The sequence below is a fragment of the Fervidibacillus halotolerans genome (assembly GCF_026547205.1).
Classification (GTDB): domain Bacteria; phylum Bacillota; class Bacilli; order Bacillales; family Caldibacillaceae; genus Fervidibacillus; species Fervidibacillus halotolerans.
Genome location: NZ_CP106877.1, coordinates 2,110,100 through 2,124,458, shown reverse-complemented (window position 1 = coordinate 2,124,458; position 14,359 = coordinate 2,110,100). Strand labels below are relative to the sequence as shown.

Below are 14,359 nucleotides of genomic sequence, written 5' to 3'. Positions count from 1 at the left end.
TCATTTTACAAAAGATCGTAGCACAAACCATTATTGACATATCCACAAATTGAATATTATTATTTATTTGTAAATTTACAAAAATAGGTATTAATATATAAATCAAATAAGAGGTTTGTGGTAAGAAGATCGGATGGATTTTTATTTTGGCATTCATAATATGCATTGGACTTTCTTTCGTGACCATTGGAATATTCTTATTGTCTATTTTATTCATCTGCTTTTTAATTAATATGGTTAGTATTCATAGAAATAGTGTAGTCGTCCGATAAGTTGATTATAAAACAAACGTAGGTTTTTGTTTCTTATTATCTTTCATCGTCATCAAGTTTACATTTCTAATCCCCTTATGCGATATCTAGCACACTAGAATTTAAAGGATGAACGATATGAGAAAATATACTTTAATATTTCATTTTTATAATAAATCAAGAAAGCCTGTTATCATTTATAATTCTAAAGGCGAGATGATTGGTTATACTCAGCGATTTCGTAAAAATAGATGGTTAGAAATATTCTTTGAATGTTTAAACTATATTAATATTAGTCTTGGAAGAGGGAATGGACCGTTTTCAAATGTAATTACTAAAGATATACATGGAAATGTAAGGTGTAAAATAACTGTAAATAATGACTGTGTAAGGAGACAAACGTGGTCTTCTGAAAAAATAGATCTGAATAATCAAAAAATAACATTTGGTTTATATGATAAATATTCTCCAGATGTAGGGTCAATGCGTCGTTTTGAATACGAAATAAATGGGGAAAAAATTATTTTCAAAGTGGAAAATGATAAAGGGGTATTTAGAAATTCAAATCAAGAAATATTAGCTGAGGTAATAGCGGATCGTAACAAAATCTTTAATAAAAAATATCATGTACTCTTATACAGTAATGATGCGGATGTATTTGAGTTTTGCAGTATCGTTCATGTGTATTTTTTATTCGACTAAAAATGGGGGAGGATAGGTATAAAACAAAAAATAATAAATAATTGAATCAACGAAAGCATGAAAATATTCCTTGCTTGGTAGAAAAGTGTCTAAAATTCTAACGAAAAAAGACCTTGTCATAGTTGAAAAACCAACTGTAACAAGGTCTTTTTGTACGCCCTCGGCAGGAATCGAACCCACATTTCAAGAACCGGAATCTTGCGTGCTATCCGTTACACCACGAGGGCATTTTAGAATGACAAAGCTTATTATATATGATTGGTCGAAAAAAATCAACAGGGAGAAAGGTGAATTTTTTCTTTAACGGTATTTCATTTTTGATCAATTATATTACAATGTTAATAAGGGGGGAGAAAATTGATTGGGAACCATTTACTTCAGCAACAAACGACCCAATTACATATGACACAACAGCTCGTTCAATCGATTTCTTTACTGCAATTATCCACTATGGAATTTGCATCATTTCTCGAAGAACTGGCTGTTGAAAACCCATTGATTGAAATTGAATCTAATTTTCATTCGTTAGTTAACCCCAATGACTTTATGAAACAAAATCGATTTAATCAAAGGATGCCAATAGAAACCGTGCCGCTGGGTAATGGAGTTACATTGTATGATCATCTTCGTGAACAATTAACATTCCTACCTTTGTCCGAAGGGGAGAAAAAGCGGCTCCATTTTCTAATTTTAAACATTGATGAAAACGGTTACTTGGAAATGGATATTGAAGAAGCAAGTGCTCTCCTAAATATTTCTGTCTTTGAAGGAAAACGAATATTAGAAATCATTCAACAAATGGATCCACCTGGGGTAGGTGCAAGGAATTTACAAGAATGTTTGATATTACAGTTAAAGCGAAAATTCCCCTCGAATCATCCATACGTGCAAATCCTTTCCCGACATTTTCAAAAATTTGTGGATAAAAAATGGAAGGATATTGTACAGGAAGAAGGGACGACCTATCAACAACTTCAACAATTATTTGATGAAGTACAATCATTAAATCCGAAACCCGGTTCGATTTTTTCCAAAGAACAACCATCTTACGTCATTCCAGATGTTTCAATTGAAAAGCGGGGCGAAAAATGGTTTATTCAGTTAAATGAAGATCGTTATTTCCGTATAACCTTCAACGACTCATATTATGAACAGTTGTTAATGACAGGTAGGGAAGAATTACGAAAATATATGCAAAAACATGTGGATCAATACCATTGGATTCGAAAAAGCATGGAACAAAGAAGGAAAACGATTCTTTCCGTCGTAAAAGAAATTATCGATCGTCAAGAGTTGTTTTTGCTTGGTGAAACCGATGAACTAAAGCCACTGACGATGCAAGAAATTGCCGATGCGATCAACGTTCATGAATCGACTGTTTCCCGAACGGTTAAGAATAAATTTATTCGGACGCCAGTGAAAACAATGCCCATTAGACAGTTATTTAGTCAAAGGGTTGAAAATGGTCCAATGGGTGAAGACATGTCTTCTGACTATATAAAGCATCAACTCGTTTCAATTATCCAAGGGGAAAATAAGAAAAAACCGTATTCCGATCAAGAAATTGTGAAAATTTTAAGAACGAAAGATATTCACATATCACGAAGAACGGTGGCTAAATATCGGGAGCAACTCAATATCCCACCTTCTTTAAAACGAAAGCGGTTTGATTGAGGAAGGGTTATAATAATATATCCCCCTTCTTTCATGAAAATAAACTTTTGAACGATCATATGCATTTCGAGTCCATGTTTTTACTTTTATTTTTTCTTAGATCGATTAGGTGAAATGAAAAACAATAAGAATTTACCGTGACAGACACAAATGGTCAGGAAAACGTATAGGATATATAGGAGGAGTTTATGAAACAGATAATCGTATATTCTCGAAAAAATTGCCATCTTTGCCACGAGGCAGAATCGATCCTTAAAGAATTAGAAGGAGAACTTCCCATTACGTGGGAGAAGAGGGATATTGATGAAGATGACAGACTCATCGAACTGTACGATTGGTATGTTCCAGTGATAGAATTGGAAGGACGAATCCTTCAGTCGGGGAAAATTGTTAAGGAAATGTTAAAAAAACAATTAATGGTAGAAATAGGTTGAATTCCGATTGAACTTTTGATAATCTAAAGATGTAAGAAAAAGTTGTTCAAGTTTTAACATCATCGGGACATAATTGGTCTATATAGGACTTTATACGACCAACTAAAAAACGGCGGAGGTAGCCCGTATATTTTTTGGGATCGACGGGACATTATTGTATTGACCGGGACTTTAATTGTCCAATGAAAAATTAAAGTTGTAGTAAGGAGAATTACCGATGGATTCAATCATTGATGTTCAAAAAAGAATAATTCCCGACCTTATTCAGGTTATGCAAAAACGATTCCAAATCCTTCGATCCATTAATTTCATGCAACCCGTCGGTCGGAGGAATTTATCCCAAACATTACATATTACAGAGCGGGTCCTTCGTGGGGAAATTCAGTTTTTGAAAGAGCAACAATTGGTTTCTGTAACAAATGCCGGTATGTCATTGACGGAAGATGGAAAAATAATTTTGGAAAAATTGGAGACCATGATGAGAGATATTTCCGGTGTTTCCGATTTGGAAAGATCGCTAAAAAAGACATTGCAAACGAGGGATTGTATCGTCGTCCCAGGAAATACGGATGAATCATCTTGGGTAAAATATGAACTAGGTCGCGCTTGTTTAAATCATATGAAGGACCATCTGAAGGAACAAAACATCATCGCTGTGACAGGTGGAACGACAATTGCTGCAGTTGCCGATGCTCTTACTTCTGATTTTAGTGATAAGGAACTGTTATTCGTCCCTGCACGCGGTGGAATTGGGACAGATGTGAAAAACCAAGCGAATTCCATTTGCGAAGTGATGGCTGAAAAAACGAATTCAAAACATATGGTATTATATGTTCCCGATCAAGTAAGTGAAAATATTTACGAATTTTTCAAGAATGAACCGTATGTGTTTGAAGTGCTATCAAAAATCCGTTCCGCCAATATCGTTATTCACGGAATCGGTGAAGCAATCACGATGGCAAAAAGAAGAAAAACTTCTGAAGATGATATGAGGAAAATCGTTGAGGGAAAGGCCGTTGCTGAAGCTTTCGGATATTATTTTAATGAAAATGGTGAAGTCGTACACAAAGTTCAAACGATCGGATTGCAATTGGAGGATTTAAATAAAATCGATATGATTTACGCTGTTGCTGGTGGGGAATCGAAGGCAAAGGCGATCAAAGCTTATATGAAAATTGCGCCGAAAAATACGATCCTTGTCACCGATGAAGCAGTATCTAAATTGATATTAAAAGGGTAATCCCCTTTTAACATAAATTTTTCAAAAGATCAAAGGAGGAAATATATCATGGCAGTAAAAGTTGGAATTAATGGATTTGGCCGTATTGGACGTTTAGTATTCCGTGCAGCACTGAATAATCCGGAAATTGAAGTAGTAGCAGTAAACGATTTAACTGACGCAAAAATGCTTGCTCACCTTCTTAAATACGATTCTGTACATGGAACATTGAAAGAAGATGTATCCGTTGACGGAGATTCTTTCGTCGTAGCTGATCGACGAGTAAAAGTACTTGCTGAACGTGATCCAGCACAACTTCCTTGGAAAGAATTAGGCGTAGACGTGGTAGTTGAATCCACTGGACGTTTTAGAACTCGTAAAGAAGCTGCAAAACATATCGAAGCTGGTGCGAAAAAAGTTGTTATTTCTGCTCCGGCAAAAGAAGAAGATATTACTATCGTAATGGGTGTAAATGAAGAAAAATATGATCCAGCAAACCATCATGTAATTTCAAACGCATCTTGTACAACGAACTGTTTAGCTCCTTTTGCAAAAGTATTAAATGAAAAATTCGGTATTCGCCGTGGTATGATGACGACGATTCACTCTTATACAAATGACCAACAAATTCTGGATTTACCACATAAAGACTATCGTCGCGCACGTGCAGCTGCTGAATCCATGATTCCTACGACGACAGGTGCTGCACAAGCTGTAGCGTTAGTTCTTCCTGAATTAAAAGGAAAATTGACAGGTATGGCCGTTCGTGTACCAACTCCAAACGTTTCTTTAGTTGACCTTGTTGCAGAATTGGATAAGGAAGTTACAGTTGAAGAAGTGAACGCTGCATTTAAAGAAGCTGCAGAAGGCGAATTAAAAGGTATCTTAGCTTACAGCGAATTACCGTTAGTATCCCGTGACTACAACCATACTTCTGTATCTTCCACAGTCGATGCATTATCTACGATGGTTATGGAAGGAAATATGGTAAAAGTTCTTTCTTGGTACGATAACGAATACGGTTATTCTTGCCGTGTTGTCGATCTTGTGGCATACATCGCCAATAAAGGTCTCTAATCGTTCCTTTCATGAAATAAATTCATATCGGAATACCTGATCGAAAAGGGGAGCGGGGACACACGATTCCCCTCTCCCCTTTGTATGTTTTCGACGAAAGCTTCTCATTATAATAAGGGGGCCGAGAATATGAAAAAAACCGTAAAAGATATTGATGTAAAAGGAAAAAAAGTATTTGTCCGTGTCGATTTCAACGTGCCGATGCAAGATGGAAAAATTTCGGATGATACGAGAATTCGTGCCGCATTACCGACGATTCAATATTTGGTAGAACAAGGTGCAAAGGTTATTTTAGCAAGCCACCTTGGACGTCCAAAAGGTCAAGTGGTAGAAGAAATGCGCTTGACGGAAGCAGGGAAACGTCTCGCTGAATTATTAGGTAAAGACGTTCGAAAAATGGACGAAGCATATGGAGATACGGTTAAAGCAGAAATTGCTAAAATGGAAGATGGGAACGTTCTATTATTAGAAAATGTTCGCTTCTATCCGGGCGAAACAAAAAACGATCCTGAATTGGCCAAAGCTTTTGCAGAACTTGCCGATATTTATGTAAACGATGCTTTCGGTTCCGCTCACCGGGCCCATGCCTCGACAGCAGGTATTGCGGAACATTTGCCAGCTGTATCCGGATTTTTGTTAGAAAAAGAAATTGCTGCTCTTGGTGGTGCTTTAGAAAATCCGAAACGACCATTTACAGCCATTATCGGTGGTGCGAAAGTTAAGGATAAAATCGGTGTAATTGAGAATTTACTTGATAAAGTGGACAACTTGATTATCGGTGGAGGTTTAGCCTATACTTTCGTGAAAGCGAAAGGCTATGAAATTGGTCAATCCCTTTTAGAAGAAGATAAAATTGAATTGGCAAAATCCTTTATGAAAAAAGCAGATGAAAAGGGCGTAAAATTTTATATGCCTGTTGATGCAGTCGTTGCGAAAGAATTTGCTGAAGATGCAGAATCGAAGGTCGTTTCCATCGACGAAATTCCTGCCGATTGGCAAGCACTTGATATCGGTCCGAAAACCCAAGAACTTTATCGAGATGTCATTTTAAATTCCAAACTCGTTATTTGGAATGGACCGATGGGCGTCTTTGAATTTGACAAATTTGCTGAAGGAACGAAAGCGGTCGCCCAAAGCTTGGCAGACGCAAAAGATGCCTTTACAATAATCGGTGGTGGTGATTCTGCTGCAGCGGTGGAAAAATTCCACTTGGCAGATCAAATGGATCACGTATCAACAGGTGGAGGTGCTTCTTTAGAATTTATGGAAGGAAAAGTTCTTCCAGGTGTTGCTGCACTGGATGATAAATAATCACCTTAAAAGGGGAGATGGGGAACATTTTTTCATCTCCCTTTCCAAAGAAAAGAAGTGAGGAATGATGGTTATGAGAAAACCGATTATTGCAGGAAACTGGAAAATGAATAAAACCCTTGGCGAAGCTGTGGACTTTGTCAAGGCGGTAAAGGGAAACATTCCATCGGGTGAAATGGTGGAATCTGTCGTTTGTGCACCTGCTCTTTTTCTCGATCGACTCGTTCAAGAAGTAGATGGAACGGAATTAGGAATCGGTGCACAAAATATGCATTTTGAAGAAAGTGGTGCTTTCACCGGTGAAATTAGTCCAGTTGCATTGAAAGATCTCAGTGTAAAATATGTGATTATCGGCCACTCCGAACGCCGGGAAATGTTCAATGAAACGGATGAATCGGTAAATAAAAAGGTTCATGCCGCTTTTAAACATCAATTAATTCCGATCGTATGTGTCGGTGAAACCCTCGAAGAAAGGGAAGCTGACCGAACGAAGGAAATCGTTGAATCCCAAGTGAAAGAAGCGTTAAAGGGATTGACGGAAGATCAAGTGGAAAAAACGGTGATTGCCTATGAACCGATTTGGGCAATCGGTACGGGCAAATCCTCTACTGCTGAAGATGCGAATGAAGTGTGCGGATATATTCGGAAAGTCGTTGCAACAATGTTTTCTGAAACAGCAGCAGATCGGATTCGTATTCAATACGGCGGTAGCGTGAAACCTGCCAATATTGAGCAATTCATGGCACAAGAACATATTGACGGAGCTTTAGTCGGTGGTGCCAGTTTAGACCCCGAATCGTATTTACAACTACTGGAGGCGGGAAAAAATGAGTAAATCTCCCACTGCATTAATTATCTTAGACGGTTTTGGACTTCGGGAGGAAACGAAAGGAAACGCCGTAGCCCAAGCAAATAAACCGAATTTTGACCGCTATTGGAACGATTTTCCCCATGCGACATTGCGCGCATCCGGTGAGGCAGTTGGATTACCGGATGGACAAATGGGAAATTCGGAAGTCGGACATTTAAACATCGGAGCAGGAAGAATCGTTTATCAAAGTTTAACAAGGGTAGATATTTCCATTCGTGAGGGAAAATTTGCCGAAAATGAAACGTTTTTAGCTGCAATGAACCATGTGAAGGAAAAAGGAACAAACCTTCATATTTTCGGCTTATTATCCGACGGGGGCGTCCATTCCCATATTCGTCATTTATTCGCCCTTTTACGATTGGCAAAGGATCAAGGCGTGGAAGATGTGTACGTACACGCATTTTTAGACGGTAGGGATGTAGGACCGAAAACAGCCAAAACGTATATATCCCAAACGTTAGAAAAAATGGAAGAATATGGTGTCGGCCAATTTGCGACGATTTCAGGCCGATATTATTCCATGGACCGGGATAAACGTTGGGACCGGGTAGAAAAATCGTACCGAGCAATGGTTTACGGTGAAGGTCCCGCTTATACAGATCCGTTAAAGCTCGTCGATGACAGTTACGAAAAGGGAATTTATGACGAATTCGTTATACCGTCTGTTATGGTTAAGGAAAACGGCGAACCGGTGGCAACGATTCAAGATGAAGATGCCATTATCTTCTATAACTTCCGACCAGATCGGGCAATTCAAATCTCCAATACGTTTACAAACGAGGAATATCCTTACTTTGATCGTGGACCGAAACATCCGAAACATTTACATTTCGTATGTATGACCCATTTCAGTGAAACGGTAAAAGGTTATGTCGCTTTCAAACCGACGAACTTAGATAAAACATTAGGTGAAGTTTTGTCGATTCACGGTTTGAAACAGTTGCGAATTGCTGAGACGGAAAAATATCCACATGTTACCTATTTCTTAAACGGCGGTCGGGAAGAACCGTTCCCAGGAGAAGAGCGAATTCTCATTAATTCACCGAAGGTTGCCACATACGACTTGAAACCGGAAATGAGCGCGTATGAAGTGACGGATGCCCTTCTCAAAGCCATTAATGAAGATAAATATGATGCGATTGTGTTAAATTTTGCTAACCCTGATATGGTCGGTCATTCTGGGAAATTAGAACCGACCCGTAGAGCTGTGGAAGCGGTGGATGAATGCCTTGGAAAAGTTGTTGACCTCATTTTAGAAAAGGGTGGTACAGCGATTATTACCGCTGATCACGGAAATGCGGAAGAAGTTGTTACATTAGAAGGGAAACCGATGACTGCCCATACAACGAATATCGTACCGGTCATCGTGACGAAAAAAGGTCTTTCCCTCCGTACTGATGGGATCCTAGGCGACTTAGCACCGACGATGTTAGATTTACTAGGTATCGAACAACCTGAACAAATGACTGGAAAATCTTTAATTAAAAAATAATTCTTCAACAAATAATAAACGAAATCTTGAAAAATTGGAAAAAGCAAAGGAGAGAAATGATATGCCAACAATTACAGATATTTATGCACGTGAAGTATTAGACTCCCGGGGAAATCCGACTGTAGAAGTGGAAGTATATACGGAATCCGGTGCTTTTGGACGAGCATTAGTTCCAAGTGGTGCATCCACAGGTGAATATGAAGCTGTTGAACTTCGCGACGGTGACAAAAGTCGTTACCTCGGAAAAGGTGTGTTAAAAGCTGTTGAAAATGTAAACGAACATATTGCACCGGAAATCGTCGGTTTTAACGTTCTTGACCAAGTTGGTGTTGACCGGGCATTGATCGAATTAGATGGTACGGATAATAAAGGAAAATTTGGTGCGAACGCAATTTTAGGTGTATCCATGGCTGTTGCTCGTGCTGCTGCTGATTTCCTCGGTGTTGAATTGTATCAATATCTCGGTGGATTTAACGCGAAACAACTACCTGTTCCAATGATGAACATTTTAAACGGTGGTGCCCATGCGGATAATACGGTAGACATCCAAGAATTCATGATTATGCCTGTCGGAGCTCCGACTTTCCGTGAAGGTTTACGTATGGGTGCAGAAATTTTCCACAACCTTCGTTCCGTATTAAAAGCAAAAGGTTACAACACGGCTGTAGGTGACGAAGGCGGTTTTGCACCGAGCCTAAAATCAAATGAAGAAGCATTATCTACAATTATCGAAGCAATTGAAAAAGCGGGCTACAAACCAGGTGAAGAAGTGATGCTTGCAATGGACGTAGCCGCTTCCGAATTATACAACAAAGAAGACGGAAAATACCATTTAGAAGGGGAAGGCGTCGTTCGTACTTCCGAAGAAATGGTTGACTTTTACGAAGATCTTTGCAATAAATATCCAATCGTTTCCATTGAAGACGGTTTGGATGAAAACGACTGGGAAGGGTTCAAACTTTTAACGGAACGTCTCGGTAAAAAAGTCCAATTGGTCGGTGACGACTTGTTTGTAACGAATACTGAAAAATTGGCACAAGGAATTGAAAAGGGAATTGCCAACTCCATTTTAATTAAAGTGAACCAAATCGGTACGCTCACCGAAACATTCGATGCAATTGAAATGGCTAAGCGTGCAGGTTATACTGCTGTTATTTCTCACCGCTCCGGTGAAACAGAAGATAGCACGATTGCGGACATCGCCGTTGCAACGAATGCAGGTCAAATTAAAACTGGAGCACCTTCCCGTACTGACCGGGTTGCAAAATACAATCAACTTCTTCGTATCGAAGACCAGTTGGGAGATATTGCCCAATATTTAGGAAAGAAAACATTCTACAATCTTTCCAAATAATTCAATACCATATAAAAACAGGGGCTTTTTAAAGTCCCTGTTTTTTTGACCATTTTTTCGGTTATCTGAATATGGAAAGAAGGGGAAGTCGATGAAAATTTAAGTTGCGTTCTAGCTAATGAAAACGTAAAACTATTCTTCTCCTAATTGGGATGTTACAAAAGAAAGAAAACCAATCCATTCAAATCGTCCCTCTTCTAGTGATGGATATTCGTAATAATTTTCCTATCGAGGGAGATACTACATATGAAGTAAATTCGGCAACTTTCATTGGGGTAAACGTTCAATAGTGGGAAAAGGATGTTTCAATCGATGAAACGGAAAAAACAATCTGTTCAAAGTATAAAAACCGTATTTACAAAATCCCAAGATTATAAAAGGATTTGTTACGAAAATAAAATAACAAAACTTACATTTACGTTAACCTTTTTAACAACGGTTACTGATGAAAAAATCGTCCGGGATCACATCCTGCCTTTTTTACTTGAAAACGAGTGGACAAAACTCGAAGATGTCAAATCGATTCTTCCAATCGAAGATCTTCAGTTGACAGACGACACGTCCCAAATTGAAAAAAAACTTTTAAACGGCTTTGTTATGTTAACCTTGGAAAAGGAACAACAGTATTGCTTTATCTCGGCGAAAAAGGAAAATATTCGCAATATTACTGTTCCTGAAGTAGAATTCAGCGTTATCGGACCAAAGGAAGCTTTTGTCGAATCATTAAGTGAAAATTTGAATTTAATACGAAAACGATTACAAGTAAAGGAATTGATTGTTGAACAATTGGAAGTAGGAACTTTATCGAAAACAAATATAGTTCTCTTATATTTGGATGGGATAACAAATGAAGCAAATATCAATACGATGAGACAGAGAATAAAGGATCTTGAAGTGGATCATATTGCTGATAGTTCCTATATCGTTCAAATGATATCCGATAATCAAAATTCCCCCTTTCCACAGTTTTTAGATACGGAACGACCGGATCGGGTAGCGGCTACGTTGTCCGAAGGAAAGGTAGTATTGCTTGTGGACGGTTCTCCCCATGCCATTATCGGTCCGGTGACAATCGTGGAATTTTTTAGTGCCTTTGAGGATTATTTTTTAAATTGGATTCTTGCTTCTTTTTTTCGATTGATTCGATTTTTTGCCGTGGCTTTTTCCGTACTTGTTACCCCAATTTATGTTGCGACATTGACGTACCATTATGAACTGATTCCCCAAGACTTGATTGGAATTTTAGTTACATCGAGAAGGGCCGTTCCCTTTCCACCGATTATTGAGGCATTATTTTTAGAATTGACAATTGAATTATTACGGGAAGCCGGGGCTAGGCTACCGACGAAGGTTGGACAAACGATCGGAATTGTCGGTGGAATCGTAATTGGAACAGCGAGTGTAGAGGCGGGATTAACGAGTAATGTTCTTCTTATTTTTGTCGCCCTTGCCGCCCTTGCCTCTTTCACGACACCCGTTTATCGGATTGGTAATACGATCCGATTGCTCCGGTTTCCGTTTTTGCTCGTTGGAGATATTTGGGGATTGATTGGCATTTCCCTTTGTTTTTCCTTTTTACTTACACATATGATTCGATTAACATCATTAGGTCGACCGTACTTAGAACCGATCTATCCACCTCGCCTTCAAGATTTTAAAGACGCATTCATTCGCTTACCATTTTATAAACAAAGTAAACGCCCTAATCAGTTACGTACGAAAAAGGCGTCCCGTTTTGATCGAAAAAATGTAATAAAAAAAGTGAAAAAGGACATCGATGAATAGGGGAGTGGTTATGAATAAACCGATTCCAGAACAAAAAAAAGTGGCCCCGTTTATGTTATTTTATATTGTCGCTTCCATTCAAATTGGAGTGGGGATATTAAGTTTTCAGCGGGATTTGGTAAAAGTGACAGGATATGATGGATGGATTTCCATCATCATCAATGGAATAGGGACAATCATCCTAATATGGATGATTGTCCAAATGACTACAACAATTGAAGGGGATTTGCTAGATATTGTTTCTTTTTCCCTTGGAAAATGGATAAGTAAACTCATCGGTTTGTTTTATATGTTGTATTTTTCACTTTTTTCGATTACGGTATTGAGGAATTATGTGGAAATGATTCAAGTGTGGATGTTTCCAAAATTACCCATATTTTGGTTCAGTCTCGTAATCCTTCTACTCGTTTTGTATGTTGTGTATGGAGGGTTTCGGACGGTAGCTGGAATTTCTTTCTTCTCCTTTTTTTTACCAATGTATATTTTTCCACTGTTTTTATTTACTGTTCCCCATGCGGATTTTACAAATTTATTACCGATATTTGATCACTCCGTTAAAGAGCTGTTTTTTGGTAGTTATCAGATGTCCCTTTCCATTCTTGGATTTGAAAGTATTTTGTTTGTTTATCCCTTTTTGAAAGAACCAAAAAAGGCGATAAAATGGGCTTACTTAGCGATTATATTTACAATTTCTATCTATTTATATTTAGCCCTTTTGTCCTTTTCTTATTTTTCGGAAGCCCAATTAGTAAAAAATCATTGGCCGACATTAACGATGTGGAAAATAATACGCCTACCCTTTGTGGAGCGGTTTGAATATATTGGGATAGCGACTTGGTGTTTAATCGTTTTACCGAATATTTGTATTAGTTTATGGATTGCTAGTCGATTAGCAAAACAAATATTTTTCATCCGTCAAAAACAGGCGCTTCTTTTTATATCAGGGATTGTCCTAATCGTAACAAGTATGATTATGAAAAGAAGTCAGGTCCTTTTCGTTTCCCAGCTATTAGGTAAAATTGGCTTTTTTGCAAATTATTGTTTTATCCCTATTTTGTATTTTATAACCATGTTCGCCAAGAAGGTGAAAAAGCAGTGAAACAGATCCAGTTGATCACACTTTTATTTTTCTTTCTTCTCCTTTCCGGGTGTGTGGAACGGGAAATTCTAGATGAGATTATATTAATGGAAGGGATTGGATTTGATTATGTAGAAGGTGGAGATATTACAGGGACTATACTGTATCCCGATTATAAAAAGGAAACAGAGCCGGAAAATGTGACCTATTCTGCTACTGGAGAAATTATGAAAACCATTTTGCAAGATATAGAGCGACAAGCAGCCCGGCCGATCGCTTTCGGTAGTTTGGAAATCGTCATTTTTGATTTAGAATTGGCAAAGAAAAGGGGAATACTTGATTTAATTGATGCTTTTCAACGGGATCCGGCAATTGGTTCTGGGATTTATTTGGCCATTTCCGAAAACAAAGCAAAAGAATTATTTAAGGGGGAATATGGACTTCGGGGAAATGCCCGTTTTATTTCTATGCTTATTGATCATAATATTCGTCATGAGGATTTACCGAAAACGAATTTACAAAGGTTCATGGGCGATTTTTATCAACAAGGAAAAACGCCCTATTTACCACTAATTAAACAAAATAGTAAAACAAAAATCGAACTCAGTGGCGTTGCACTTTTAAAATATGGAAAAATAGTCGATGTTGTATCCAACGAACAATCCTTTTTTTTCAAACTTTTAGCAGATAAATATAGTAATGGATTGCATAGGGTTGAAGTGGATGGGAAAGAAGCTGCTGTACAAAGTATTATTTCAACCAATCGATTTGAACTGACAAGTCGGGACCCATTACACATAACCGTTCATATAAAAATCGGTGGAACCATTAATGAGTTTACCGGAAACAAATTAACGGATTCATTCATTAAAAAAATTGAAAAAAAGTTTGAGAAAGAAATTCAAAAACATTGTACACAGTTGATTAAACGATTTCAGGAAAAGGAAATTGATCCAATCGGGTTTGGTCATTTCGTTAAATCAAAAACGAGAAATTTTGATTTCAATCAATGGTGGGATTCTGAATATAGTCAAATGGAAGTGACCATTAAGCCGGTCGTTACAATCGATGAGGAAGGAATAATCGAGTAAAAAAATTCAATCCAATGAAA

The 14,359-nt window shown here is 37.9% G+C and carries 12 protein-coding genes and 1 tRNA gene; 12 read left to right on the top strand and 1 reads right to left on the bottom strand.

Translation table 11 applies throughout. From position 1 onward, the window contains the following. Positions 1–389 precede the first annotated feature (389 nt). Complete coding sequence (locus OE105_RS10190) at positions 390–953, top strand: tubby C-terminal domain-like protein (RefSeq protein WP_275420073.1); 564 nt, start codon at positions 390–392, stop codon at positions 951–953. A gap of 155 nt (positions 954–1,108) precedes the next feature. Here the strand turns inward: OE105_RS10190 and OE105_RS10185 are convergent. Further along, positions 1,109–1,180, bottom strand: a tRNA-Arg gene (locus OE105_RS10185). A gap of 130 nt (positions 1,181–1,310) precedes the next feature. On the opposite strand from OE105_RS10185, the gene rpoN reads away from it, so the two are divergent. The 11 genes from rpoN (at position 1,311) to OE105_RS10130 (ending at position 14,339) form a co-directional block, all read left to right on the top strand. Then, the gene (rpoN, locus tag OE105_RS10180; RefSeq protein WP_275420072.1) at positions 1,311–2,627 is read left to right on the top strand and encodes an RNA polymerase factor sigma-54; all 1,317 of its coding nucleotides are present in this window, start codon (positions 1,311–1,313) and stop codon (positions 2,625–2,627) included. 188 nt (positions 2,628–2,815) lie between these two features. Next, positions 2,816–3,061 carry a glutaredoxin family protein gene (locus OE105_RS10175; protein WP_275420071.1) on the top strand — a complete coding sequence of 82 codons (246 nt, stop codon included), beginning with the start codon at positions 2,816–2,818 and terminating at the stop codon, positions 3,059–3,061. Between the two features lie 217 nt (positions 3,062–3,278). Then, positions 3,279–4,301: a sugar-binding transcriptional regulator gene (locus tag OE105_RS10170; RefSeq protein WP_275420070.1), complete on the top strand. Its 1,023-nt coding sequence runs from the start codon at positions 3,279–3,281 to the stop codon at positions 4,299–4,301. A gap of 48 nt (positions 4,302–4,349) precedes the next feature. Next, positions 4,350–5,357 (top strand): type I glyceraldehyde-3-phosphate dehydrogenase, encoded by a 1,008-nt coding sequence (gene gap, locus OE105_RS10165; protein ID WP_275420069.1) that lies wholly within the window; start codon positions 4,350–4,352, stop codon positions 5,355–5,357. Positions 5,358–5,486: 129 nt separating this feature from the next. Beyond that, positions 5,487–6,668 (top strand): phosphoglycerate kinase, encoded by a 1,182-nt coding sequence (locus OE105_RS10160; protein ID WP_275420068.1) that lies wholly within the window; start codon positions 5,487–5,489, stop codon positions 6,666–6,668. Positions 6,669–6,741: 73 nt separating this feature from the next. Next, complete coding sequence (gene tpiA / locus OE105_RS10155) at positions 6,742–7,503, top strand: triose-phosphate isomerase (protein ID WP_275420066.1); 762 nt, start codon at positions 6,742–6,744, stop codon at positions 7,501–7,503. Continuing rightward, positions 7,496–9,031, top strand: a complete 1,536-nt coding sequence (gpmI, locus tag OE105_RS10150; protein ID WP_275420065.1) for a 2,3-bisphosphoglycerate-independent phosphoglycerate mutase — start codon at positions 7,496–7,498, stop codon at positions 9,029–9,031. Before tpiA ends, gpmI begins: the two co-directional genes overlap by 8 nt. Before the next feature lie 61 nt (positions 9,032–9,092). Then, positions 9,093–10,385, top strand: a complete 1,293-nt coding sequence (gene eno / locus OE105_RS10145) for a phosphopyruvate hydratase (RefSeq protein WP_275420064.1) — start codon at positions 9,093–9,095, stop codon at positions 10,383–10,385. Between the two features lie 312 nt (positions 10,386–10,697). Then, entirely contained in the window at positions 10,698–12,170 is a 1,473-nt protein-coding gene (locus OE105_RS10140; protein ID WP_275420063.1) for a spore germination protein, read from the top strand. 10 nt (positions 12,171–12,180) lie between these two features. Then, entirely contained in the window at positions 12,181–13,269 is a 1,089-nt protein-coding gene (locus tag OE105_RS10135; protein WP_275420062.1) for a GerAB/ArcD/ProY family transporter, read from the top strand. Further along, the gene (locus tag OE105_RS10130) at positions 13,266–14,339 is read left to right on the top strand and encodes a Ger(x)C family spore germination protein (RefSeq protein WP_275420061.1); all 1,074 of its coding nucleotides are present in this window, start codon (positions 13,266–13,268) and stop codon (positions 14,337–14,339) included. The genes OE105_RS10135 and OE105_RS10130 overlap by 4 nt, the downstream gene beginning before the upstream one ends. Positions 14,340–14,359 lie beyond the last annotated feature (20 nt).